Consider the following 23,969-nt stretch of genomic DNA (forward strand, 5'->3'; position numbering starts at 1 on the left):
TCGGACTTCAGAACGACGTGATAGAGTAGGATTGCAGCGGCGCTACATCAAGGGTTCCCGCGCGCAGCGCGGCGATGGCGCCCGCCGCGGCCCGGGCGCCGGCGATGGTCGTGTAGTGCGGAACGCCCTGCGTCAGCGCCGAACGGCGGATGTCGAAGCTGTCGGACACGCTGCGCCCGCCGCCCGAGGTGTTGATCACCAGCTGGATCTCCCCGGACTTGATCGCATCCACGCAATGCGGGCGGCCTTCCAGCACCTTGTTCACCAGCGTCACCTCGATCCCGGCCTCGCGCAAACGTGCCGCCGTGCCCCGGGTTGCCATGACGCGGAAGCCCATCTCGGCGAGGCGCCGCGCGATGCCGACGGCCGCCGCCTTGTCGCCCTCGCGCACCGAGATGAAGGCGGTGCCGCTCTCGGGCAGCTTCACGCCGGCCCCCATCTGCGACTTCAGGAAGGCGCGCTCGAAGCTGGTGTCGAGGCCCATCACCTCGCCGGTGGATTTCATCTCGGGGCCGAGCAGCACGTCCACGCCGGGGAAGCGGTTGAAGGGGAAGACCGCCTCCTTCACCGCCACATGCTTGGCCACCGCGTCGTCATCCAGATTGAACTCGGCGAGCTTGGCGCCCGCCATGACGCGCGCCCCGATCTTGGCGACCGCCACACCGGTGGCCTTGGCGACGAAGGGCACGGTCCGGCTGGCGCGCGGGTTCACCTCCAGCACGTAGATCTCGCCATCCTTCACCGCGTATTGCACGTTCATCAGCCCGCGCACCTTCAGCGCGCGCGCCATCGCCTGGGTCTGCGCCTTGAGTTCCGTGATGATGGCGGGCGGCAACGAATAGGGCGGGAGCGAGCAGGCGCTGTCGCCCGAATGGATGCCGGCCTCCTCGATGTGCTCCATCACGCCGGCGACATAGACGACGCCGTCGGCATCGGCGATGCAGTCCACATCCACCTCGATGGCATCCGCCAGATACTGGTCGATCAGGATGGGGTTCTCGCCCGAGACGCGCACCGCCTCCGCGCCGAAGCGGCGGAGCTGCTCGGCATTGTAGGCGATCTCCATCGCGCGCCCGCCCAGCACATAGGAGGGGCGGACGACGACGGGATAGCCGATGCGCCCGGCCTCCACCTCGGCCTCCTCCAGGTTGCGGGCGATGCCGTTCTGCGGCTGCTGGAGGCCGAGGCCCTTCAGCATGAGCTGGAAGCGTTCGCGATCCTCGGCGATGTCGATGGCTTCGGCACTGGTGCCGAGGATGGGGATGCCGGCCTTGTCGAGCGCCTGGCTGAGCTTCAGCGGCGTCTGCCCGCCATATTGCACGATGCAGCCGAGCAGCTTGCCGCCCTCCTGCTCGCGGCGGATCAGCGCGATCACATCCTCGGGCGTCAGCGGCTCGAAATAGAGGCGGTCGGCCGTTTCGGGGTCGGTCGAGACGGTCTCGGGGTTGCAGTTGACCATGATGGTCTCGATGCCCGCTTCCTTCAGCGCGTAGCAGGCATGGACGCAGCAATAGTCGAACTCGATGCCCTGGCCGATGCGGTTCGGCCCGCCGCCCAGGATCACCACCTTGTTGCGCGCGGTGGGGCGGGATTCGCAGACGGGCGTACCGAAGCCGCCCTCATAGGTGGAGTACATATAGGGCGTGTCGGCCGCGAATTCGGCGGCGCAGGTGTCGATGCGCTTGTAGACCGGCGTGACGCCGAGCTTCTCGCGCGCGGCCGTCACGCTCGTCTCCGGCTGGCCGGTGAGCTTGGCCAGCTGCTTGTCGGAGAAGCCGAGCGCCTTGAGGTTGCGCATGCCCTGCGCCGTGGTGGGCAGGCCCTTGGCCTTCACCTCGGCTTCGGCGTCGACGATGCGCTGGATCTCGCGGATGAACCACGGGTCGAACTTGCAGGCGGCGTGGATTTCCTCCACCGGCACGCCGGCGCGCAGCGCCTGGGCCACGGTCAGCACGCGATCCGGGCGGGGAATGGCGAGCGAGGCATGGAAGGCCTCGCGCGAGCCATCGCCGGGCGGTGCCTGCTCATCGAGGCCGGAGAGGCCCGTCTCCAGGCTGCGCAGACCCTTCTGCAGGGCTTCGGCAAAGCTGCGGCCGATCGCCATCGCCTCGCCCACCGACTTCATGCTGGTGGTCAGCGTGGCGGGCGTGCCGGGGAATTTCTCGAAGGTGAAGCGCGGGATCTTCACCACCACATAGTCGATGGTCGGCTCGAAGCTGGCCGGCGTCACCATGGTGATGTCGTTCTTCAGCTCATCGAGCGTGTAGCCGACGGCGAGCTTGGCCGCGATCTTCGCGATGGGGAAACCCGTCGCCTTCGAGGCCAGCGCGGAGGAACGCGACACGCGCGGGTTCATCTCGATGACCACCATGCGGCCATCCTTCGGGTTGATGCCGAACTGCACGTTGGAGCCGCCGGTATCCACCCCGATCTCGCGCAGGCAGGCGATGCTGGCATCGCGCATGCGCTGGTATTCCTTGTCGGTCAGCGTCAGCGCGGGGGCGATGGTGACGCTGTCGCCCGTGTGCACGCCCATCGCGTCCAGGTTCTCGATGGAGCAGACGATGATGCAGTTGTCCGCGCGGTCGCGGACGACTTCCATCTCGTATTCCTTCCAGCCCAGCACGCTCTCCTCGACCAGCACTTCGCTCGTCATCGAGGCGGCGAGGCCGGCGGAGACGATCTGCTCGAACTCCTCGCGGTTATAGGCGATGCCGCCGCCCGTGCCGCCCAGCGTGAAGCTGGGGCGGATCACGCAGGGCAGGCCCACTTCGGCAAGGCCGGCCCAGGCCTCGTCCATCGTGTGGGCGATGGCGCTCTTCGGGCTCTCGATGCCGATCTTGCTCATGGCATCGCGGAACTTCTGGCGGTCCTCCGCCTTGTCGATGACATCGGCCTTCGCGCCGATCAGCTCGCAGCCGTATTTCTTCAGCACGCCGGCCGCATCGAGCTTGAGCGCCGTGTTCAGCGCGGTCTGGCCGCCCATGGTGGGCAGCAGCGCATCCGGGCGCTCCTTCGCGATGATCTTCTCGACGATCTCGGGCGTGATGGGTTCGATATAGGTCGCGTCCGCCAGGCCCGGATCGGTCATGATCGTGGCCGGGTTGGAGTTCACCAGGATGACGCGATAGCCCTCCGCCCGCAGCGCCTTGCAGGCCTGCGCGCCGGAATAGTCGAACTCGCAGGCCTGGCCGATCACGATGGGGCCGGCGCCGATGATGAGGATCGAGGAGATGTCTGTGCGCTTGGGCATGGGGGACCTCAGAGGAAAGGAAGGGCCAGGGCGCGGGGCCGCCGGCTGTGTTCAGTCGGTGGCGCCGCGGCGGCGCCAGATCAGGATCAGGGGGGTGATGATGTGGCCCGGCACCCAGAAGACGTACCAGGTGGTGTGCCAGGCCGAGGGGATCAGGAAGGTGAGCAGCCCGTGCAGCAGGATGAGCGAGCCGGCGGCAGCCAGGATCGGGATCACGCCGGGGCGGCCCTTGGAAAGGCGGTTGGCCAGCAGCGTGACGACCAGGCCCGAATAGACCAGCCCCTGCACGATGATGAGGATCTGTTCCATCAGCCTTGCGCCCCCTTGGATTCACGCCACGCGGAATAGAGGAGCGCCGGCAGCAGGATCAGATGCGGCACGCCCCAGAAGGCCAGCGCGGTGACGACGTGCTCGGGCTCCAGAAAGAACATCGTCACGCCATGCACCGTGGCCGAGATGGCGAAGGCCGTCAGCGCCGCGCGCATCGGCGGGAACATCTTCTTCAGCGCATGCGCCAGCCAGAAGAGCACGCCGCCGGAATAGCCCAGCGCGAAGAGCGCGAAGACGAAGCCGTTCATCGCCCGAACACCTTCCTGCGATACCAGATCAGCCCGCCGGCGATGGCGTGCGAGAGCGCCACGAGGCCAACCACATGGAGCGCGCCCGTGCCGGGAAAGACGAGGTAGAGCAGCACGCCCATCAGCAGCATGGAGAGGCCGAGCGCCTGCTCCAGCCGTGGCAGCATGCGGCCGAAGGCGGTGGTGGCGATGATGGCGACCAGCGTGCAGCCGGCCAGCAGCATCAGCAAGACGAGGAGAGTGACGAGCGTCTCAGCCACGCGCCGCACTCCCGGAAAAGCCCTCGCCAAAGGCGAGCTTGGCCGCGATCAGCGCGAGCGCTGCGCCCAGCACATAGCGCTGCACGGCCAGCCAGACGGGTCGCGTGCCGAGGAAGCGCGCCGTGCCCGCCGCCCCCCAGACCAGGATGCCGTCGAAGACTATGGCGATCACGATCTGCACCGCGCCGAGGATGATGCCCTGGATGAAGAGATTGCCCAGCGTCGGGTCGAGGAAGGGCGGCACCACGGCCACGTAGAACAGCGCCACTTTCGGGTTCAGCGCGGCGGTGGCGAAGCCCACCGCGAAGAGCCGCGCATCGGGCTCGGGCGGTAGGACGCGCGGCGCGAAGAGCGGCGTGGCGCCGGGCCGCACGCATTGCCAGGCGAGCCAGGCGAGGTAGATCGCGCCGCCGATGCGCAGCGCATCCCAGGCATAGGGAATGGCAAACAGCGCCGCCGTGATGCCCGCCGCCGCGCAGAGCATGATGACCAGCGAGCCCGTCTGGCAGCCGGCCAGCGAGACCATGCCCGCCCGCGTCCCCTGCGCCAGCGAGCGGCTGATGAGGTAGAGCATGTTCGGCCCGGGCGTGAGCACCAGGCCGAGCGAGAGGGCGGCGAAGACCAGCAGGGTTTCGAGGGAGGGCATCTAGTCCTCCAGCAGCTTGCGCAGCATGTCGTCCGCGCTCTTCTTCGTCTCCGCGATGGCCCGCTCCAGCTCCTCGATGGCGCGCGTCGTCGGCACGATCCCGCGCTTGCGGATCTCGATCAGACCGGCCGTGCTCAGCCGCTCCAGCGCCATCTCCAGCACGTTCATGCCGAACTGCTTGTTCTGGTCCCGCACCGGATGCGGCGAAAGGGCGCCGCGCAGCTTGTCCAGCGCCTCGCCATCAATCGGCCAGACATCGTCGCGCCAGAGATGGTACGCGGCGAGCAGCAGGAATTGCTCCGTCTCCAGCAGGGAGAGGGTGCGACGCGGCGCGTAGAGGGGCGCCTCGATCTGCATGAATTCCGGCAGCGCCACGCCATCATCCCTGAATGGAGTAGCCGCCATCCACGGCGATGGAGGTTCCGGTGATGTAGGCCGCCGCGTCACTCGCATAGAAGGCCGCGATGCCTTCGAAATCCTCCGGCGTGCCCCAGCGGCCGGCGGGCGCGCGGGTGCGGACATTCTGATCCAGCGCGGGCATGTCCCGCCGCGCGCCGCGGGTCAGCGCGGTATCGATCCAGCCCGGCAGCACGCAATTCACCGTGATGCCATCCTTCGCCCAGGCGGTGGCCAGCGTCTTGGTGAGCTGCACCACGGCGCCCTTCGAGGACGAATAGGCCGCATGCAGCGGCATCCCGAAGATGGAGAGCATGGAGCCGTTGTTGATCACGCGCCCCACGCCACCCGCCTTGAGATGCGGATAGGCCGCCTGGGCCGCGAACATGGTGCTGGTCAGGTTGGTGTTCAGCACCGTGTGCCAATCGGCCAGCGAGGTCTCCTCGGGGCGCGAGCGGATATTGGTGCCGGCATTGTTCACCAGGATGTCGAGCCGGCCGAACGTCTCCACGGTCTTCGCCACCATGGCCTTGATCGACTCAGGGTCCGTCACGTCGGCGCTCACCGCCTCGGCCTTCGCACCCAGCGCGCGCAGTTCGGCCAGCGCCGCCTCGCTCTTCGTGGCGTCGCGCCCGGCCAGCATCACGCTGGCGCCGGCTTTGGCCAGGCCGCGGGCGAATCCCAGCCCGATCCCGCCATTGCCACCGGTGACGAGCGCCACGCGCCCCGTGAGATCGAACATATCCCGCTTCTCCCTGTGTTCAGGCCTTGGCCTGGCTCATCATCTCCACAAAGCGATGGAACAGGTAGTGGCTGTCCGACGGGCCGGGCGAGGCCTCGGGGTGATACTGCACCGAGAAGGCGCGCTTGGCGGGAGCCGCGATGCCTTCATTCGTACCGTCGAAGAGGCTGACATGCGTGACCACCACGCCCTCGGGCAGGGTCTTGGGGTCCACCGCGAAGCCGTGATTCTGGCTGGTGATCTCGACCTTGCCGGTGGAGAGATCCTGCACCGGCTGGTTCGCGCCGCGATGCCCGCGATCGAGCTTGTAGGTCTTCGCCCCCAGGGCGAGGGCCAGCAGCTGATGGCCGAGGCAGATGCCGAAGACCGGCACCTTCGCCGCCAGCACGCCCTGGATGGCGGGCACGGCATAGGCGCCGGTCGCCGCCGGGTCGCCCGGGCCGTTGGAGAGGAAGACGCCATCCGGCTTCTCGCGCAGGATGTCCTCGGCCGTCGCCGTCGCGGGCAGCACCGTCACGTCGCAGCCGGCATCGGCCAGGCAGCGCAGGATGTTGCGCTTGGCGCCGAAATCCAGCGCCACCACGCGATGCGTGGGCGCCGTCTGCTTGCCGAAGCCCTTGCCCCAGGACCAGCGCGTCTCGTCCCAGTGATAGGCCTGCCGGGCCGTCACCTCCTTGGCGAGGTCCATCCCTTCCAGCCCCGGCCAGGCCTTGGCCTGGGCCAGCAGGGCCGGAATGTCGAAGCGCCCGTCGGCGGGGTGGCTGATCACGCCATTGGGTGCGCCGCCATCGCGGATGCGCGCCGTCAGCGCCCGCGTGTCGAGCCCGCTGATGCCCGGCACGCCGTGCCGCTTCAGCCATTCCTGCAGGTGCAGCGTGGCGCGGTAATTGGCGGGCTCCGTCACGTCCTGCTTCACGATCAGGCCGCGGGCCACGGGCGTCGCCGCCTCCATGTCCTCGGCATTCGTGCCGACGATGCCGATATGCGGGAAGGTGAAGTTGATGATCTGCCCGGCATAGGAGGGGTCGGTCAGCGTCTCCTGATAGCCTGTCAGGCCGGTGTTGAAGCAGATCTCGGCGACCTGGGTGCCATGCGCGCCGAAGCCGCGGCCCCAATGCACGCTGCCATCATCCAGCACGAGGACGGCGGTGGCACCTTCGGGAGCTTGGTCGGGCATGGTCGTTTCCTGGGGCGTGGGGGCCGAACTGGTGAGGTCGGAGAGGGAGAGGCCGGTGGCCGCCAGCACCGCCGGCCAGTGCTTGGCCGGGATGGACTTGGCCTGGCGCCATTTGCGAATGGCCTCGGTGCCGACCTGGCATTGGGCGGCGGCGGCCTCGGCGCCCCCCATCAGGGCAAGGATGTCTTCCACGGAGCGCATGGGCTACACTATGTGGGAAATCACTTCCCAGGGCAAGGCGCGAGCCCGGTCTCTGGGAAAAACACTCCCGACTTCCCGCGTAAGGATTGGATCCATGGACCTCCGTAGCCGTTTCACCACCGAATTGAAAACCGCCATGCTCGCCAAGGACGCTGCCACCACCGGCACGCTGCGCATGATCACGGCCAAGCTGAAGGACATGGACATCGCCGCCCGCCCCGGCCCGCCGCTGGAGGAGCCCGCCATCATCGCCATGCTGCGCGGCATGGCGAAGTCCCGCCGCGAATCGGTCGAGCTCTATCGCCAGGGCGGCCGCGAGGAACTGGCCGCGAAGGAAGAGGCCGAGATCAAGGTGATCGAGAGCTTCCTCCCCACCCAGATGGATGACGCCGCACTCGCCGCCGCCGTCGCCGCCGCGGTGGCCGAGACGGGTGCGACCAGCATCAAGGAGATGGGCAAGGTCATGGCCGTGCTGAAGGCGAAGCACGCGGCGAGCCTCGACATGGCCAAGGCGGGGCCGGCGGTGAAGGCCGCTTTGGGAGGATAAGGAAAACCCCAGGGCTCCGCCCTGGACCCGCCGGGGCCGAAAGGCCCCGGACCCCATCAGACGAGCCTCGGGCGGGTGAGCTCCGGCTCCACCAGTTTCCGGACCGCCACCTCGCCGGCCGCGGCCACGCGCTCGGGGCCGATCGCGGCGATCGGGTCCGGCGCGTTGCGCCAGGCCTTGTACTCATCCTCGTAGGGCAGGCCCATGCCCTCGGCCAGCAGATGCACCCAGTTCACCACGCGGATGCCATGATCGCGCTCCAGACCGATCATCTCGCGGTGGCAGGAATGGAAGATGGTGACGAGCGTATCCGCCCCCGTCTCCCGCATCGCGGCCAGCGTCGTCCGCTGCACATCGGCGAGCGCCCCCGGCACGCTGGCGAGGCCGAAGCACATGTAGCTCGGCGCGCGATAGGGGTGGTCCGCCACGGAGACGCCCGGGATCATCCCCAGCAGCTCCGGGATGATGTCATTCACCGGCACCCGCCCCTGGAAGCCCACATGCCGGTCCACGAAGACCCTGGCCGCCACGCGCTGCGTCAGCAGCGGCGCGAGCGCGGCGCGCTGCTCATGGATCGCCTCGCAGAGGTGCTGGCTGTCGAAGCCCTGCTCCTTGGTCTGCCCCATGAAATCGTCGAGATTCGCGTGGCAGGAGGGACACCAGGTGATGACGCGCGGCGTGCCGCTGGCGGCGAATTTCTCCATCGTCCGGTCGGCCATGCCCTCGGCGATGCGCGGCGTGCTCTCCTTCGGGCTGCCGCAGCAGGCGCCGGGGCCACCCACCGGCGCGGCCTCCACGCCCACGGCTTCCAGGATGCGCTGGCTGAGGCGGATGATCTCGCCATGGCGCGTCATGTTGCAGCCATACCAGAAGGTGCTCACAGCCATTTCGCCTGCTCCTCTTCGGTCATGGACAGCCGCGCGAAGACCTTCACGCGGGACATGGTCTCGGCCGCATCCCGCTTGGGGATCACGCCACCCTCCTGCGCCTGCCACTTGGCCAGCCGCAGCATGAGCATGGGGTTCACCGCCTCCGGGCAGGCCTCGTTGCAGGAGCCCGAGCGGGTGCAGACGCTGATCCAGTTGCGCGCGGCGGCATCCCCGGCACCGCCGGTCAGCACGTCCAGCACGCCGATCACGGCGGCCTTCGCATCCGTGCCGCGCGCCTCGGTGGCATAGGGGATCATCGGGCAGGCCTCGAAGCAGGCGCCGCATCGCGTGCAGGCGGCCAGCATGCCCGCGGTCTCCGCCGCCCGCAGCGCGGACCAGTCCTCATGCGCTACCATCCGTTGACGCGGTCCCACACGGCGATCACCTCGCGCGATCCATCCACCACATGATAGCGGTCGAAGGCGGCCGCTGTCAGGCAGGTATGATTGGGGGCCACGCGCAATTTCGTGCCGATGGGCAGCATGGGGGCGGGGGTCGCCTCGCCATGCTCCTGGTGCACCCGCGTCAGGATCGGCTCGCCCAGCGTATTCCCGCCATCCATGTCGAGCACCAGGCCGAAGCCGTAGTCACGCGGCGCCTTCTCGGTGCTGCGGTCCTTGCTCATCGCCAGCGCGCCGGAATCCAGCAGCAGCGCGCCCCGCGCCGGCTTGCGGCCGATCACGCTGGCCAGCACCGTCACCGCGATGTCGCCTTCCGGATGCGTGCCGAGCTGCGCCTGGAAGAGATCCCCGAACATATAGACGCCCGCGCGGATCTCCGTGATGCCGTCCAGCTTCTCCGCATGCAGCGCGGTGGGGGAGGAGCCGAGGCTCACGATCTCCAGCTTGAACCCCGCCTCGCGCAGCGCGTCAGCGGCGCGCACCACGCCCGCGCGCTCCAGCTCCGCGATCGCGGCCATCTCCGGGATGCTGCGCCCGCCATAGGAATGGCCCGCATGGGTGAAGACGCCGGCAAGCTTCGCGCCGAGTGCGGCCGCGATGGCGCGCGCCTCATCCGGCGGCACGCCGCCGCGGCCCTCGCCCACATCCACCTCGACCAGCGCGCGGATCTTTCCCGGATGCGCGGCGATGGCCGCGGCCGCCTCCACATCATCGGTGATGACCTTCACATCCGCGCCCTGCGCGTTCAGCGCCGCCACGGCATCCAGCTTCTGCGGCGTGATCCCCACCGCATAGATCTGGTCGCGCCAGCCGCCTTCCGCGAAATACCGCGCCTCGGCCAGCGTGCTGACCGTGACCGGCCCGAAATTCGGGGCCGCCAGCATCGCCACGTCGCGCGACTTGGCGGTCTTGAGATGCGGCCGCAGCACCACGCCCGGATGGCGCGCGATCGCGCGCTCCATCATCGCCAGGTTGCGCTTCAGCACGCCCAGATCCAGCACCAGGGCCGGCGTGGTCAATTCATCGAGGTTCATCGCGAGGCATCCTGATCCAGCGGCAGCACGGGCCGCGGCAATTTCGTCCAGTCGAAGCGGGAGAGGATGGGCGAGGTGAGGCCCGGCGCATCCACCTCCACGATCTGCTCGTGCTGGAAGAATTCGTCGAAGCCGCCGCGGAAATGCCCGCGTGACTTCACCACGACGCAGCGCGCGGCACCCACATCAATGCCCAGATGCTCCAGGAAGGCCGGGTCCGCGCATTGCGTGCGCTGGCTGATCACCACCACGTCAATGCCGCCCAGGCGCAGCCAGGCCGTGTCGCCCAGCTGCATCGCCGTGCCCGCGAAAATGCCGCGCCGGCCCGTCACCTGCCCGTTGGAGAGCGCCTTCACCTCGGCCTCCGCCGCGAAGGGGCGGCTGAAGGGGTCCTGCTCGGCCGCGCGGTTGAAGCGCGCCTCGAAGCGCGCACCCACACCGAGCGCCTTGGCCTCCGCCACCAGCGCCGGATCATGGATCACGCCGAAGACGGCACCCTGCACGCCCGCGCGATGGAAGGATTCCAGCAGCCACATGGTGTTGCCACGCCCGCCGCCGCCCGGGTTGTCCGCCACATCGGCGAAGGCCAGCGGAGTCGTGCTGGTCAGCGCGCGTTCCGTCGCTTCCTCCAGCGGCGTCAGCCGCGCTACGAAGCGGTCCCGCCGCGCCCAGGCGGCCTCGGCCAGCTCATCGGCCAGCGCATCCGCCGCGCCCTGATGCGTCGCGGTGACGATGGCGCACATCCCGTTGAAGGGCGTGTCGCCATAGGCGAAGCCCGCCATCACCGAGACATTCACGATGCGCGGATCGGCCGCCCGCCGCTCCTGCCCCAGATTGATCACCTCGGCATAGGGCCCCTGCGCCGTCAGCAGCGAGACGGTGGGGGCCACGATCGGCAAACGCCGATGCGCGCGGACGAAACGCTCGCCCTTCAGCAGCCGGCGCATCAGGCCCGCGCTCTCCTCGCCCCGCGCGCGCATGTCCATATGCGGGTTCGTCAGATAGCCCACATAGGCGTCGTTCAGCGCGACATTGGCATCCGACACATTCGCATGCAGGTCATAGGTGCAGATGAAGGGGATCTCCCCCAGCTCCGCCCGCACCAGCGCCTGCACCGCGCCCTCCGGGTCATCCAGCACGGTCGTCAGCCCCGCGCCATGCATGACGCAGAAGGCGCCCTCCACCTGCCCGCGCAAGGCCCGCAGGCCCGCGCGCCACTCCTCCATCAGGCTCTCGAAAAAGGCGTGGTCCACCGGGCCATTGGGCTCGGCCATGGCCAGCGTGAGGGGGCGCGGCTGCCAGGGGCCGGTCGCGTCCATGCCGGTGACGAAGCCGGGCATCTCGCCCAGCGCCTGGGGGCTCGCGCTGCGCGCATCGGTCACGATGGCCTCGCCCCGCAGCAGGCAGCGATAGGCGAAATCCGCCTCGGTCGCGATGGGCGCGAAGCGGTTGCACTCGATGGAAAAGCCCAGAAGGGCGATGCGCGGACTCATGGGCGTTTCACCTTCAAGATCGTGTCGGGGCGCCGAACCCCGCTTTTGGACAAATCAATTGCCCGCGAAATCCGGACCAAGGCCCTGCCCGCCTGGGTTTCCGGCGGGGCGACGCGAAGAACAGATGTGCGGGGATTGAGGACGGGATTCATGCTAGGAAAATATACCGAAACCTCTGAAAAGTCAAGAAAACCCGGGGAGCCACGGGCTCCCCGGACCCCTGCGGCAACTCAGACCTCCACCCCCAGAAGCTCCGCATAACGGGGAGTGGACTTCAGGCCGGTGCCGGTGAGGACCACCACGGTGCTCTCGCGGGCCGCAATCTTGCCCGAGGCCAGAAGCTTGCCGAAGGCGGCCGCCGCCTGCGCGCAGGTCGGCTCCACATAGACGCCGCGCCTGGCCAGCATCAGCGAAGCCTCGGCGATCTCATCCTCCGCCAGCATCACGGCGCCGCCGCCGCTCTCGCGCATCGCGCGCAGGCATTCAGCCGTGCGCAGCGGCTGGGCGATGGCCGTGCCCTCCGCGATGGTCGGCTGCGCGGCCACGGGGTCCAGCCCCAGCGCGGCCCGCGCGATCGGCGCGCAATTCGCCGGCTGCGCCGCGAAGATGCGCGGCAGCTTTCTGATCTGCCCGGCCCGCAGCAGCTCGGAAAAGCCGATGAAGCAGCCCAGCACATTGGATCCCGCGCCACAGGGCACGATCACATTGTCCGGCGCCTGGAAGTTGAAATCCTCCCAGAGCTCATAGGCCAGGCTCTTGGTGCCCTGCAGGAAGAAAGGCTGCCAGTTGTGGCTGGCGTAGAAGATGCGCTCCGCCTCGCGCTCCGCCGCATCCGCGCAATCCTGGCGCGAGCCCGGTACCAGCGTGATGTGGGCCCCCGCCGCGCGGCTCTGCACCGTCTTGGCCGGGCTGGTGCTGGCCGGCACGAAGATGGTGGCCTGCATCCCGCCCGCCGCCGCATAGGCGGAAACCGCGGCGCCGCCATTGCCCGAGCTGTCCTCCAGCACCGAAGTCACCCCCTGCTCCCGCAGGAGCGAGAGCATCACCGAGGCGCCACGATCCTTGAAGCTGCCGGTCGGCATGAACCATTCGCATTTCAGCAATGCGGTGCTCTCGCCCAGGGTCATTTCCATCAGCGGCGTGCAGCCCTCGCCCATGGAAATCGGCTTCTGCGGCAGGAAGGGCAGCGCGGCGGCATAGCGCCAGATGCTGCGCACGCCGGTCGCAATGTCATCCCGGCCGATTCCCGGCAGGTCCGTCAGCAGCAGGGGGGTGCGGTCATCGCCGCACCAGCGCGGGGTTTCGAGCGGATAGGTGCGGCCCGAGCGCGGATCGAGATAGGAGGTCATGCCGCCCAGGGTTGCGCGCAAGCCCGCTTCGGGCAAGCCTCGCCCCCCATGGAACATGAACTCGCCCGCCTCGCGGCCGACCTGGTGCGGATGGACAGCCGCAGCCACCTCTCCAACCTCCCTGTCGCCGAGCGCATCGAGGCCGAACTCCCCGGTTTCGAGATCGAACGGCTCGATTACGTGGACGGTGCCGGCATGGCCAAGCGCGCGCTCGTCGCCCATCGCGGCGGCCCCGGCGGGCTGGCGCTCTCCGGCCACATGGACACGGTCCCCGCCACCGGCTGGACGGACGACCCCTGGAGCGGCGCGATCCGCGATGGCGTGCTGCATGGCCTGGGCTCTGTGGACATGAAAGGCGCCGTCGCCGCCTGCATCATCGCCGCCAGATCCGCCCCCCGCGCCACACTGCTGATCACGACCGATGAGGAGACGACGAAGCAGGGGGCGCGCATCATCGCCGGGCAGTCGAAGCTGGCGCAGAAGGCGGGCCTGGCCGGCATCATCGTGGCCGAGCCGACCAGCCTGACCCCGGTGCGCGGCCACCGTGCCCATATCGCCTTCACCGCGACGGCCGAGGGCGTGCAGGCCCATTCCTCCACCGGCAAGGGCCTGAATGCCAATTGGGCGCTGATCCCCTTCCTGGTCGAGGTGAAGGCGATGTTCGAGCGGCTGCGGAACGATCCGTCGCTGCAGGACACGGCCTATGACCCCGTCTTCAGCGACTTCAACCTGGTGGTGGACAACCACGGCACCGCGGTGAACGTGACCGTCGCCAAGGCCACGGCCCGCATCAAGTTCCGCTACAGCCACAAGATCGACCCCAGCCCCGTGCTGTTGGCGATGCGCGAGGCCGCCCGCGCCAACGGCCTGACGCTGGAGGAGGCGCATGAGGGCCACCCGCCCGAACTGCCGCTGGACCATCCGCTGGTGCGTCGTGCCCGTGCCATCACGGGTGAGGCCGCCCGCACCGCGCCCTATGGCACCGATGCCTCCGAGCTCCAGGCCATCGCGCCCTGCGTGGTCCTCGGCCCCGGCCCCATCGAGACGGCGCATACCCCGCATGAATGCGTGGCGCTGGATCAGCTCAACCGCGCCGTCCCCATCTTCCAGAGCCTTCTGGCCGGCTGAAAACCGACTCCCGAGGAAACGAACAACATGGATTTCTCTTCGCTCGACCCCGTGGTGAATCCGCGCTCCATCGCCATCATCGGGGCGTCGGACGAGCCCGTGCGCATCGGCGGTCGCCCCATCTCCTACATGCTCCAGCGCGGCTTCCAGGGCGCCATCTACCCGGTGAACCCCAAGCGCCCGACGGTGCAGGGGCTGAAGAGCTACGCCGATGTGAACAGCCTGCCCGAGACGCCGGATGTCGCCATCGTCGCGGTGCCGAGCGAGGCGGCGCTCCAGGCCGTGGAGGATCTGGGCGCGCGCGGCTGCAAGGGCGCCATCGTCTTCACCGCGGGCTTCGCCGAGATGGATGCGGGCGGTGCCGCCGCGCAGGATGTGATGGTGGCCAGCGCCCGCAAGCACGGCATGCGGCTGATGGGCCCGAACTGCCTCGGCCTGTTCAACTCCGCGATCAATTTCTACGCGACCTTCTCCGCCAGCTTCGAGAGCGGCTGGCCCTTGCCCGGGCGCATCGGCATCGCCTCGCAATCCGGCGCCTATGGCACGCATCTCTACTCCATCGCGCGCGACCGCGAGATCGGCACGCAGATCTGCATCACCACGGGCAATGAGGCCGAGGTGACGCTGAGCGACGTGCTGGGCTGGATGGCGCAAAGCCCCGATGTGGACGTGATCTGCGCCTATGCGGAAGGCATCCGTGAGGGCAAGAATTTCCTGGCCGCGCTGGACCTCGCGCGCCGCAACCGCAAGCCCATCGTGATGATGAAGGTGGGCCGCAGCGCGCTGGGCCAGGCCGCCGCCCAATCCCACACCGCCAGCATCGCGGGTGATGACGCGGTGACGGATGCGGTGCTGCAGGAATTCGGCGTGGTTCGTGCGCGGAATACGGAGGAGCTGCTGGACATCGCCTATGCGGCGACCAAGCGCATCTACCCCGTCCGCAACACGCTGGGCGTGGTGACGGTCTCGGGCGGCGCGGGCGTGCTGATCTCGGACGTCGCCGAATCCATCGGCTTCGAGATGCCCGAGATGCCGCAGCCGGCGCAGGATCGGCTGCGCGGCTTCGTGCCCTTCTGCGCGCCGCGCAACCCGGTGGACTGCACCGCCCAGGCGATCAACCAGACCGAGCTCATCGGCGAATTCGCGACCGCGATGGTGGTGGATGGCGGCTACACCTCCTGCCTTGGCTTCTTCACGCAGGTGGGCGCGTCCAAATCCGTCGCCCCCAAGCTGCGCGCGCAGATGAAGGCGGTGGCGGACCAGCACCAGGACCGTCTCTGGGCGCTCTCCATCATCGCGCCGCGGGACATGATCCGCGAATATGAGAAGGACGGCTTCCTCATCTTCGAGGACCCGACGCGCGCCGTCGTGGCACTCCACGCCATGGGCCGCTTCGGCGAGGCCTTCGCCCGCGCGACGCCTGCCACACCCGCCCTGCCGCAGGTCAGCCTGCCCTCCACCACGCCGACCGAGGCCGAGGGCAAGCGCATCCTGGCCGCCGCCGGCATTCCCGCCGTGCCGGAACGCGCCTGCGCCGATGTCGAAGCGGCGGTCGCCGCCGCGCGGGAATTCGGCTTCCCCGTGGTGCTGAAGATCCTGAGCCCTGACATCCTGCACAAGAGCGAGATCGGCGGCGTGCTGCTCGACATCGCCAGCGAGGCCGCGGTGCGCGAAGGCTTCGCCACGCTCCTCGCCCGCGCCGCCGAGCGCGCGCCCGGTGCGCGCATCGAGGGCGTGCTGGTGGCGAAGCAGATCAAGGGTGCGGTCGAGATGGCGTTGGGCCTGGTGCGTGATCCGGTCTTCGGCCCCGTCGCCATGGTGGGCTTGGGCGGCATCTTCATCGAGGTGCTGAAGGATGTGAGTTTCCGCCGGTGCCCCTTCGGCGTGGATGAGGCCGAGGCGATGATCCGCTCCCTCAAGGGTTTTCCTCTATTGGACGGCGTGCGTGGCCGCAGGAAGGCGGACGTCCAAGCCTTGGCCACCGCGTTGGCCAATCTCTCCACCTTCGCCGTCGCCGCCGGGCCGCGCCTGCTTTCCGTGGACATCAACCCGCTGCTGGTCCTGCCGGAAGGCGAGGGCGCCTTCGCCGCCGATGCCGTGCTGGAGATCGGGGAATGATCATCGCCGAGAAGCTCCTCGCCTACCCCATCCCGGAAATCCGCCAGACGCTGCGCTGGCAGGATGTGGCGCTCTACAACCTCTCCATCGGCCTGGGTCAGGACCCGATGGATCTGCGCCAGCTTCCCTTCACCTATGAACCCGGCCTCACCGCCATGCCCTCCATGGCGGTGGTGCTCGGCTATCCCGGCTTCTGGATCAAGGCGCCGGATACTGGCGTGGACTGGGTGCGCGTCGTGCATGGCGAGCAGTCGCTCACCCTGCACCGCCCGCTGCCGGTGAGCGGCGAGATCATCGGCACCTCGCGCGTCACGGGCCTGGTGGATCGCGGCCCCGGCAAGGGCGCGCTGATCTATTCCGAGCGCGTGATCCGCGACGCCGCGAGCGGCGAAAAGCTCGCGACCGTCGCGATGACCACCTTCGCCCGCGGCGATGGCGGCTTCGGCGGCCCCGCGGGCCCGGTGAAGGCCCCGCACCCGGAGGCCGAGGGCACGCCCGACCTGGTGCTCGACCTGCCCACCCGCCCCGAACAGGCCGCGTATTACCGCCTGAACGGCGACTTCAACCCGCTGCACATCGACCCCGAGGTCGCCACCAAGGCCGGCTTCCCGCGCCCCATCCTGCACGGGCTCTGCACCTTCGGCGTGGTCTGCCACGCGCTGATGCGGGCCCTGTGCGACTATGACACCACGCGCTTCGGCACCATGGATCTGCGTTTCTCGTCGCCGGTGTATCCAGGCGAGACGATCCGCACGGAAATCTGGCATCGTCCCGGCGGGGCCGCCTTCCGCGCCCGCGTCGTGGAGCGCGACGTGGTCGTGGTCAGCAACGGCCTCTTCCGCTTCGCCTGAGGAACCTCACGCATGCAGCCCATCCCCCGCATCGCCGAATTCCACGCCGAGATGACGGAATGGCGCCGCGACTTCCACGCCCACCCGGAGATCGGCTTCGAGGAGGTCCGCACCAGCGGGATCGTGGCGGAGAAGCTGGAATCCTGGGGCATCGAGGTGGAGCGTGGCCTGGGCCGCACCGGCGTGGTCGGCGTCATTCGCGGCAGGCGGCCGGGCAACCGCACCATCGGCCTGCGCGCGGACATGGACGCGCTGCCCATGCCGGAGCTGAACGAATTCGCCCATCGCAGCACCATCCCCAACCGCATGCATGCCTGCGGGCATGACGGCCACACCACCATGCTGCTGGGTGCGGCCCGGTATCTCGCCGAGACGCGCAACTTCTCCGGCACCGTCCACCTCATCTTCCAGCCGGCCGAGGAAGGGCTCACGGGTGCCGCCGAAATGCTGCGCGACGGGCTCTTCGAGAAATACCCCTGCGACCAGGTCTATGGCATCCACAACGCCTATGACCTGCCGCTCGGCACCGCCGCCATCCGCCCCGGCACGGTGCTGGCTGCCGTGGATTATTTCGACCTGACCCTGACCGGCCGCAGCTGCCACGCCGCGCAACCGCATCGCGGGCTCGATCCGTTGCCCTGCGCCGTGCAGATCTACACGGCGCTCCAGAACCTTGTCAGCCGCCGCATGGACCCGCATGAGACGGTGGTGCTCTCCATCGGCCAGTTCCAGGCCGGCACCTCGCAGATCGTCATCCCCGAGACGGTGCTGATGCGCGGCACCATCCGCACGCTCAAGCCCACCACCCGCCGCGCCATGGATGAGCTTTTCCATCAGACCGTCCAGGGCATCGCCGCCGCCCATGGCGTGGAGGTGAGCCTCGACTACCGCCGTTCCTACCCGCCCACCATCAACACGGTGGAGGAAGCCTCGGCCTTCGAGGCCGCGGCGCGGGAGGTGGTGGGCGACGAGCTGATCATGACCAACCTGCCCTCCCTCACGGCCGGCGAGGATTTCGCCTATTATCTGGAGAAGGCCCCTGGCGCCTTCATGCTTCTGGGCCAGATGACGCCGGAGCATGGCAATGTGCCGGTGCATCACGGCCGCTATGACTTCAACGACGCGCTGCTGCCGATCGGCGCCAGCTGCTTCGCCCGCCTGGTGGAGCAGCAGCTGGGCCACGGCTGACCTGAGGGAGACCCAAGTGACGACGGTCCATGACTTCACCGCCAAGCTCGGCAACGGCACGGAGCAGAGCCTGTCCGCCTATGCCGGCAAGGCTTTGCTCATCGTCAACGTCGCCTCGAAATGCGGCTTCACCCCGCAATACAAGGGCCTCCAGGCCCTGCAGGAGCAATACGGCCCCCGCGGCTTCGAGGTGCTGGCCTTCCCCTGCAACCAGTTCGGCGCGCAGGAACCCGGCACCGATGCCGAGATCGCGGCCTTCTGCGACACCAGCTACCGCACCACCTTTCCGATTTTCTCCAAGATCGCGGTGAACGGCGCCGACGCCCACCCGCTCTACACCTTCCTCAAGAAGCAGAAGGGCGGCATCCTGGGCGACGGCATCAAGTGGAACTTCACCAAGTTCCTGGTGGACAAGCAGGGGCAGGTCGTCTCGCGCCACGCGCCCACCACCAAGCCCGAGGCGCTGAAGCGCGAGATCGAGGCGTTGCTCTAGGCCCCCGCACATGGACGCAGCGGCGATCCTGGCGGGCAAATACCTCTATTTCGGCAACCTGCCGAAGGATGAGCGGCAATATGCCTCCGGCCTCTTCATCGGCCTCGCGCTCGAGCCGCTGCATGAGCGCGAGATCCGTCATGACGCGCGCGATCCGCTGCCGGTCCCTGACAATTCCGTCGAGCGCATCCAGTCGCAGGATGTCTTCGAGCACATCCCCTATGACGCGCTGCCGCCCATCCTGGACGAGATCATGCGCGTCCTCGTCCCCGGCGGGCGCTTCCGCCTGAGCCTGCCCGACTACAACTCGCCCTTCCTGCTCAGCCGCTGCGTCTTCGATGAGGAGGGGCGCATCCTCTGCGACCTCAGGATGGGCGGCAGCGTCCGCTTCGACCGCAAGGGCAGGGGGCGCCTCGTCGAATTCGCCGAAGGGGGCAATGCCCATCTCTGGTTCCCGACCTACCCCTCCCTCTATGCCCTGATCCAGCGCTCCACGCTGCGCCATTGCCGGCAGATCCAGTGGTGGCAGGGCTTCCAGGACCGGACGACCGCCCTGGTGCTGGACATCCCGGAATACGACATGTGGGTGAAGCGCGCCGCGCCGCATGACCGGCGCGCCGGTGGCAAGCCGGTCTCGCTCGTGGTGGATTTCGTCAAATAGGCGGGCATCGCCGTCCGGCAGGCCTTTCGCCACCCTCGCGCCGCTCCGTGAAACACCCCATATGACGGCCATGGACCTCGATTTCACCGAAGACGAGCTGCATCGCTATTCGCGCCACATCCTGCTGAAGGAGGTGGGCGCGGTCGGCCAGGCGCGGCTGCGCCAGGCGCGCGTGCTGGTGGTGGGCGCGGGCGGGCTCGGCTCGCCGCTCGCGCTGTACCTCGCCGCCGCCGGCGTGGGCACCATCGGCCTGGTGGATCATGACCAGCTGGAGCTGTCGAACCTCCAGCGCCAGGTCGCGCACAGCACCGCGCGCCTCGGCCAGCACAAGACCGACAGCGCCGCCGAAGCCTTGCGCGGCCTGAACCCGGAGGTGCGGCTCGAGCTGCACACCCGCCGCATGGACCGCGCGGCGGCGGAGGAGCTGATCCCCCGCTACGACGTGATCTGCGACGGCACCGACAATTTCCCCACGCGCTTCCTGCTGGGCGATGCCTGCCACCTGCTCGGCAAGCCGCTGGTCAGCGCGGCCGTGCTGCGCTTCGAGGGCCAGCTCTCGGTGTTCCGCGCGCATGAGGGCGCGCCGCATCCCTGCCACCGCTGCCTCAACCCCGAGATGCCGCCGGAAGGGCTGGTCCCCACCTGCTCCCAGGCGGGCGTGCTGGGGGCGGTGGTCGGCGTGATGGGCACCTTGCAGGCCACGGAAGTCCTCAAGCTCATCCTGGGTATCGGGGAAGACATGTCCGGCCGCCTCCTGCTCTGGGACGCGCTGGATGCCCGCTTCCGCACCGTGAAGCTGAAGCGCGACCCGGCCTGCGCCCTCTGCGGCGAGCACGCCACCATCCATGACCTCTCGGCGCATGGGCCATGAACGCGCTGGGCCTGCTGCTCATCTCCGGCGGGCATGAGCGGGCGCATTACGCGCTGATGCTGGCCGCCGCAGCGGCCTCCCTCGGCCGGCCCGTGACGCTCTTCGCCACCAATGCCGGCTGCCGCCTCCTGCTGAAATCCGCCCCCCTGGAGCATGACCCGCGCGAGGCCGACCTAGCCCGCGCCGGGGTGGCCACCATCACCACCCTGATGGAGGCCGCGCGCGCCCTCGATGTGCGCTGCATCGCCTGCGAGGCCGGGCTGAAGGCCGAGGGTCTCGATGGCGAGGAACTGGCCCCCGGCACCGAACTGGCCGGCATCGTCACCTTCCTCGGCGCCGTTGGCGGGGGGCAGGTGATTTCGCTGTGACGCTTGACCCGGCGCGGGCGGGCTTGGCATCCAGAGGGGTGATGCCGGCCCGCCTCACCCTTGCCACGCTTTGTGTCCTCGCCCTCGCGGGCGGGGCGGCCGCGCAATCGAGCCTGGGCGGGCAGGGCAGCGTGCCGCCGCCGCGCGCCACCACGCCGCCCGCCGCGTCGGGCGCCGCCCCCGCCGCCGGTACCACGCCGCGCCCCGCCGCCCGCCCGCCCCAGGGGCAGGCCCAGCGCCCGCCGCAAGGTCAGGCCGCCCGCCCGCAGCAGGGCCAGGCCGCGCGTCCCAACACCGCGCAGCGCCAGCCGCCCACCGCCGCCCAGCAGCGCCAGCAGGCCCAGCAACGCCGCGCCGCCGCTGCGGCCGCAGCCGCCGCAGCCGCAGGCCGCCGCCAGCGCCGCAGCCGCCCCCCCGCAGCCGGCCACCCCGCCGCCGCCCGAGCCCATCCCGCCCATCGGCAGCGTCACCGGCCTGCCCATGCCGCGCTTCGCCGCACTCCGCTCCAATGACGTGAACCTGCGCGTCGGCCCCGATCGTCGCTTCCCGGTCGAATGGCGCTACCAGCGCGCTGACCTGCCGGTGCAGATCATCCGCGAGCATGACCAGTGGCGCCGCATCCGCGACCCCGATGGCGCGGAAGGCTGGCTCGCCGCCTCCAACCTCCAGCCGGGGCGCCGCACCTTCATCGTGCGCGGCGAGCCCAGCGCCGAGATCGCGCTGCGCCGCCGCGCCGAGGATGGAGCCGCCCCCGTCGCGCGCCTCAAGCCGGGCGTGATCGGTCGCATCCGGGGCTGCGAGGCCGGCAGCGACTGGTGCGAGGTGCAGGTGCAGGACCGCCGGGGCTTCATCAGGCGCGGCGAGATCTTCGGCGTCCTGCCCGACGAGGAGATCAAGTAGGGGGAGATCAAGTAGGGGCCGCGCCACCGGCCTCCCGCGAAATGGGTTGCCGTGGGCCGCATTTGCCTGGGACTGTAACAGCCTCGCCCGTCCCGAAGGCTGCCGATGCCCGAATCCCCGCCACAACGGCCCCGCAACATCATCCTCCTCTCGGATGGCACGGGGAACGGCGCCTCCAGCCTGTTCAAGACCAATGTGCGCCGGCTCTACGAGGCGCTCGACCTCGCCGATCCGGCCGATCCGCTGGAGCCCCGCCAATTCGCCTTCTATGACGACGGCGTCGGGGTTTCCGGCTTCCGGCCCCTGGCGCTGGCCGGCGGCGCCTTCGGCTACGGCCTCGCACGCAACGTGCGCGAGATCTATTCCTTCCTCTGCCGCACCTATCAGGACGGGGACCGCATCCACGCCTTCGGCTTCAGCCGGGGCGCCTTCACCATCCGCATCGTCATCGGGCTCGTCATGAGCCAGGGCCTCGTGCGCCATCAGGGCGACGAGGCGGCCTTCGACCGTGCCGTGCGCGCCGCCTATCGCGAATACCGGCGCGCACGGCACAACCGGGGCCAGCTCTTCGTCCGGCTGCGCCCCTTGCGGGACCGCATCCTCCAGGGCTGGCATGGCCTCACGCTCGGCAAGCACGTGAAGGTCTATGACAAGTCTGACAATGTCATGCCCGATGGCATCGCCTTCCTGGGCGTCTGGGACACGGTGGACGCCTATGGCCTGCCGATCGAGGAACTGGTCCGCGCGATCGATCGCTTCATCCTGCCGCTCAACATGGCCGACGCCAATCTGAACCCGAAGGTGCGCCGCGCGCGCCAGGCCCTCGCCCTCGATGACCAGCGCCAGACCTTCCACCCCCGCCTCTGGAACGAGGAGGGGGAGGGTGAGGACCGCATCCGCCAGGTCTGGTTCGCCGGCATGCATGCCGATGTCGGCGGCGGCTATCCGGATGACGGGCTGGCGCATGTCACGCTCGACTGGATGCTCACCGAGGTCGAGCGGGCCATGCCGGGGCCGGATGGCGTGCGCGTCCGGCCCGAGGCCCGGCAGGCGATCCGCGCCCGCGCCGACGAGAACGCGCCCATCCATGATTCGCGGCGCGGCCTTGCCAGCTATTTCCGCTACCGCCCGCGCGACATCGAGATCCTGCGCGACCAGCCCGGCCACAAGGGCGCGCCCTTCCGGGTGTGGATCGAGACGCCGCTGCTGCATGAGAGCGTGCTGCGCCGCATCCAGACCGGCCATGACGGCTATGCGCCGATCAGCGCGAGGCTGGACTTCAAGGTCGCCCTCGTGGGTGGCGGCTACCAGCCGCTCGCGGATTATCCGCGGCTGGGCAAGCGGCCCGAGCCCGAGGCTTTTCGGCAGGGCCGGCGGGGCGTGTTCAACTTCGTCTGGTGGCGCCGCATCACCTACTTCCTCGCGCTCGCCATCACCCTCGCCATCGCCGCCTTCCCCCTCTGGCTCGGGGCGCAAGGCTGCGCGGATTTCGCCTGTGCCTTGTCCCCCCTGATCCAGGCGGCGGGCGGCCTCCTGCCCGGCATGCTCTCCGGCTGGGTGGCGACGGCGGCGGCCAATCCGGCGACGCTGCTGGTCGCGGGCCTGCTGCTGTTCGGCGTGAATCTCGCCGGCAGCCGGCTCGACCGGCGCATCCGGGAGCAGATGCGCCTGGTCTGGTCCAGCCATTCCGGCCTGCCGCCGCTCGCCCCCGACCTGCCCCCGCCGGCTGCCGTGGGCCCGATCAACACCTGGGTCGAGAAGCTGCGGACCCATGGGAGCTACATCGCCTTCTGGAATGTCGCGCGGCGCAGCGTCCTGCCGGCCGCGGCCGGGCTGGTCACGCTTTGCCTCGCCGATGCGCTGGTCAGCGTGGGCGGGATGTCCGTTGCGCAATCCTGGGGGCATGTCTGCACCACAGAGCGCCCGGCCGAGCCGCCGCCCCCCCTGCCATCCAGCATCTGCCACGACACGGGTGAGGTGCTGGAGGCCGGCGCGCGCTATGCGGTCACGGTGACGATCCCCGCGGGTCAGCCCTGGCTGGATGACACGATCCCCGCCTCGCCGAACGGGCTGACCCGGCCGGGCGGCCTCGTCATGGCGCTGGCCGCGCCCTGGCGCCGCCACTGGGGCGAGCCCTGGTTCAAGCTGATGGCGCGCATCGGCGAGGGCGGGGCGGCGAGCCTGGCCCCCGATTGGCGCCTGGTCTCCGAAGGGCCCGAGCTGCGCTACCGCGCCGAGCTGACGGCTCCGCGCGGCGGCCCGCTCTTCCTCTACGTGAACGACGCCGTCCCCTGGGGCCTGACCTGGTATTTCTACGGGAACAACGAGGGCTCGGCGCGGGTCACCCTGGATCTGCTCTCCCGCGCGCATCCGCCCGGGCCGTAG

Annotated in this window: 25 protein-coding genes; 12 read left to right on the forward strand and 13 right to left on the reverse strand. The window is 69.3% G+C overall.

Translation table 11 applies throughout. The annotated features are described in order from the left end of the window. Positions 1-7 precede the first annotated feature (7 nt). From carB to carA, 8 genes are read right to left on the reverse strand one after another with little or no spacing between them, the layout of a single operon-like run. Positions 8-3,253 (reverse strand): carbamoyl-phosphate synthase large subunit, encoded by a 3,246-nt coding sequence (gene carB / locus ACQ860_RS16760; protein ID WP_431304473.1) that lies wholly within the window; start codon positions 3,251-3,253, stop codon positions 8-10. Positions 3,254-3,304: 51 nt separating this feature from the next. Then, positions 3,305-3,562 carry a hypothetical protein gene (locus ACQ860_RS16765; RefSeq protein ID WP_431304474.1) on the reverse strand — a complete coding sequence of 86 codons (258 nt, stop codon included), beginning with the start codon at positions 3,560-3,562 and terminating at the stop codon, positions 3,305-3,307. Further along, positions 3,562-3,831: a hypothetical protein gene (locus ACQ860_RS16770; RefSeq protein ID WP_431304475.1), complete on the reverse strand. Its 270-nt coding sequence runs from the start codon at positions 3,829-3,831 to the stop codon at positions 3,562-3,564. The genes ACQ860_RS16765 and ACQ860_RS16770 overlap by 1 nt, the downstream gene beginning before the upstream one ends. Further along, on the reverse strand, positions 3,828-4,091 hold the full coding sequence (locus ACQ860_RS16775) for a hypothetical protein (RefSeq protein ID WP_431304476.1): 264 nt from the start codon (positions 4,089-4,091) through the stop codon (positions 3,828-3,830). Before ACQ860_RS16775 ends, ACQ860_RS16770 begins: the two co-directional genes overlap by 4 nt. Then, the gene (locus tag ACQ860_RS16780; protein WP_431304477.1) at positions 4,084-4,737 is read right to left on the reverse strand and encodes a LysE family translocator; all 654 of its coding nucleotides are present in this window, start codon (positions 4,735-4,737) and stop codon (positions 4,084-4,086) included. Before ACQ860_RS16780 ends, ACQ860_RS16775 begins: the two co-directional genes overlap by 8 nt. Then, positions 4,738-5,112, reverse strand: a complete 375-nt coding sequence (locus ACQ860_RS16785; RefSeq protein WP_431304478.1) for a hypothetical protein — start codon at positions 5,110-5,112, stop codon at positions 4,738-4,740. A 4-nt stretch (positions 5,113-5,116) separates the two neighbouring features. After that, entirely contained in the window at positions 5,117-5,875 is a 759-nt protein-coding gene (locus tag ACQ860_RS16790; protein WP_431304479.1) for an SDR family NAD(P)-dependent oxidoreductase, read from the reverse strand. Between the two features lie 19 nt (positions 5,876-5,894). Then, on the reverse strand, positions 5,895-7,253 hold the full coding sequence (gene carA / locus ACQ860_RS16795; protein ID WP_431304480.1) for a glutamine-hydrolyzing carbamoyl-phosphate synthase small subunit: 1,359 nt from the start codon (positions 7,251-7,253) through the stop codon (positions 5,895-5,897). Between the two features lie 94 nt (positions 7,254-7,347). Here carA and ACQ860_RS16800 point away from each other — a divergent pair, with 94 nt between their 5' ends. Then, on the forward strand, positions 7,348-7,800 hold the full coding sequence (locus ACQ860_RS16800) for a GatB/YqeY domain-containing protein (RefSeq protein ID WP_431304481.1): 453 nt from the start codon (positions 7,348-7,350) through the stop codon (positions 7,798-7,800). Positions 7,801-7,856: 56 nt separating this feature from the next. Here the strand turns inward: ACQ860_RS16800 and ACQ860_RS16805 are convergent, their stop codons facing one another. The 5 genes from ACQ860_RS16805 to ACQ860_RS16825 all read right to left on the reverse strand — a co-directional run bounded on the left by ACQ860_RS16805 (position 7,857) and on the right by ACQ860_RS16825 (position 13,006). Continuing rightward, a complete protein-coding gene (locus ACQ860_RS16805) occupies positions 7,857-8,687 on the reverse strand; it encodes a heterodisulfide reductase-related iron-sulfur binding cluster (RefSeq protein WP_431304482.1) in 831 nt (276 codons plus the stop codon). Next, the gene (locus ACQ860_RS16810) at positions 8,678-9,085 is read right to left on the reverse strand and encodes a 4Fe-4S dicluster domain-containing protein (RefSeq protein ID WP_431304483.1); all 408 of its coding nucleotides are present in this window, start codon (positions 9,083-9,085) and stop codon (positions 8,678-8,680) included. Before ACQ860_RS16810 ends, ACQ860_RS16805 begins: the two co-directional genes overlap by 10 nt. Then, positions 9,079-10,164, reverse strand: a complete 1,086-nt coding sequence (locus ACQ860_RS16815; RefSeq protein ID WP_431304484.1) for an alanine racemase — start codon at positions 10,162-10,164, stop codon at positions 9,079-9,081. The genes ACQ860_RS16810 and ACQ860_RS16815 overlap by 7 nt, the downstream gene beginning before the upstream one ends. Continuing rightward, positions 10,161-11,657 (reverse strand): M81 family metallopeptidase, encoded by a 1,497-nt coding sequence (locus ACQ860_RS16820; RefSeq protein ID WP_431304485.1) that lies wholly within the window; start codon positions 11,655-11,657, stop codon positions 10,161-10,163. Before ACQ860_RS16820 ends, ACQ860_RS16815 begins: the two co-directional genes overlap by 4 nt. Before the next feature lie 230 nt (positions 11,658-11,887). Continuing rightward, complete coding sequence (locus ACQ860_RS16825; protein WP_431304486.1) at positions 11,888-13,006, reverse strand: threonine synthase; 1,119 nt, start codon at positions 13,004-13,006, stop codon at positions 11,888-11,890. Positions 13,007-13,054: 48 nt separating this feature from the next. Between ACQ860_RS16825 and ACQ860_RS16830 the strand changes: the two genes are divergently transcribed. From ACQ860_RS16830 to ACQ860_RS16880, 11 genes are all read left to right on the forward strand, one after another. Next, the gene (locus ACQ860_RS16830; RefSeq protein WP_431304487.1) at positions 13,055-14,134 is read left to right on the forward strand and encodes a M20/M25/M40 family metallo-hydrolase; all 1,080 of its coding nucleotides are present in this window, start codon (positions 13,055-13,057) and stop codon (positions 14,132-14,134) included. A gap of 27 nt (positions 14,135-14,161) precedes the next feature. Continuing rightward, positions 14,162-16,252 carry an acetate--CoA ligase family protein gene (locus ACQ860_RS16835; protein ID WP_431304488.1) on the forward strand — a complete coding sequence of 697 codons (2,091 nt, stop codon included), beginning with the start codon at positions 14,162-14,164 and terminating at the stop codon, positions 16,250-16,252. Beyond that, on the forward strand, positions 16,249-17,103 hold the full coding sequence (locus tag ACQ860_RS16840; protein ID WP_431304489.1) for a MaoC/PaaZ C-terminal domain-containing protein: 855 nt from the start codon (positions 16,249-16,251) through the stop codon (positions 17,101-17,103). Before ACQ860_RS16835 ends, ACQ860_RS16840 begins: the two co-directional genes overlap by 4 nt. Before the next feature lie 12 nt (positions 17,104-17,115). Then, the gene (locus ACQ860_RS16845; RefSeq protein WP_431304490.1) at positions 17,116-18,291 is read left to right on the forward strand and encodes a M20 aminoacylase family protein; all 1,176 of its coding nucleotides are present in this window, start codon (positions 17,116-17,118) and stop codon (positions 18,289-18,291) included. 16 nt (positions 18,292-18,307) lie between these two features. After that, positions 18,308-18,784 (forward strand): glutathione peroxidase, encoded by a 477-nt coding sequence (locus tag ACQ860_RS16850; RefSeq protein ID WP_431304491.1) that lies wholly within the window; start codon positions 18,308-18,310, stop codon positions 18,782-18,784. Between the two features lie 10 nt (positions 18,785-18,794). After that, positions 18,795-19,445 (forward strand): class I SAM-dependent methyltransferase, encoded by a 651-nt coding sequence (locus ACQ860_RS16855; protein WP_431304492.1) that lies wholly within the window; start codon positions 18,795-18,797, stop codon positions 19,443-19,445. Between the two features lie 70 nt (positions 19,446-19,515). After that, positions 19,516-20,316 (forward strand): HesA/MoeB/ThiF family protein, encoded by an 801-nt coding sequence (locus ACQ860_RS16860; RefSeq protein WP_431304493.1) that lies wholly within the window; start codon positions 19,516-19,518, stop codon positions 20,314-20,316. Continuing rightward, the gene (locus ACQ860_RS16865; RefSeq protein WP_431304494.1) at positions 20,313-20,684 is read left to right on the forward strand and encodes a DsrE/DsrF/DrsH-like family protein; all 372 of its coding nucleotides are present in this window, start codon (positions 20,313-20,315) and stop codon (positions 20,682-20,684) included. Before ACQ860_RS16860 ends, ACQ860_RS16865 begins: the two co-directional genes overlap by 4 nt. A gap of 41 nt (positions 20,685-20,725) precedes the next feature. Continuing rightward, positions 20,726-21,196 carry a hypothetical protein gene (locus tag ACQ860_RS16870; protein WP_431304495.1) on the forward strand — a complete coding sequence of 157 codons (471 nt, stop codon included), beginning with the start codon at positions 20,726-20,728 and terminating at the stop codon, positions 21,194-21,196. After that, the gene (locus ACQ860_RS16875; protein ID WP_431304496.1) at positions 21,165-21,584 is read left to right on the forward strand and encodes an SH3 domain-containing protein; all 420 of its coding nucleotides are present in this window, start codon (positions 21,165-21,167) and stop codon (positions 21,582-21,584) included. Before ACQ860_RS16870 ends, ACQ860_RS16875 begins: the two co-directional genes overlap by 32 nt. Before the next feature lie 105 nt (positions 21,585-21,689). Continuing rightward, positions 21,690-23,969 carry a DUF2235 domain-containing protein gene (locus tag ACQ860_RS16880; RefSeq protein ID WP_431304497.1) on the forward strand — a complete coding sequence of 760 codons (2,280 nt, stop codon included), beginning with the start codon at positions 21,690-21,692 and terminating at the stop codon, positions 23,967-23,969.

This window comes from Sediminicoccus sp. BL-A-41-H5, from assembly GCF_050632405.1.
GTDB lineage: Bacteria > Pseudomonadota > Alphaproteobacteria > Acetobacterales > Acetobacteraceae > Roseococcus.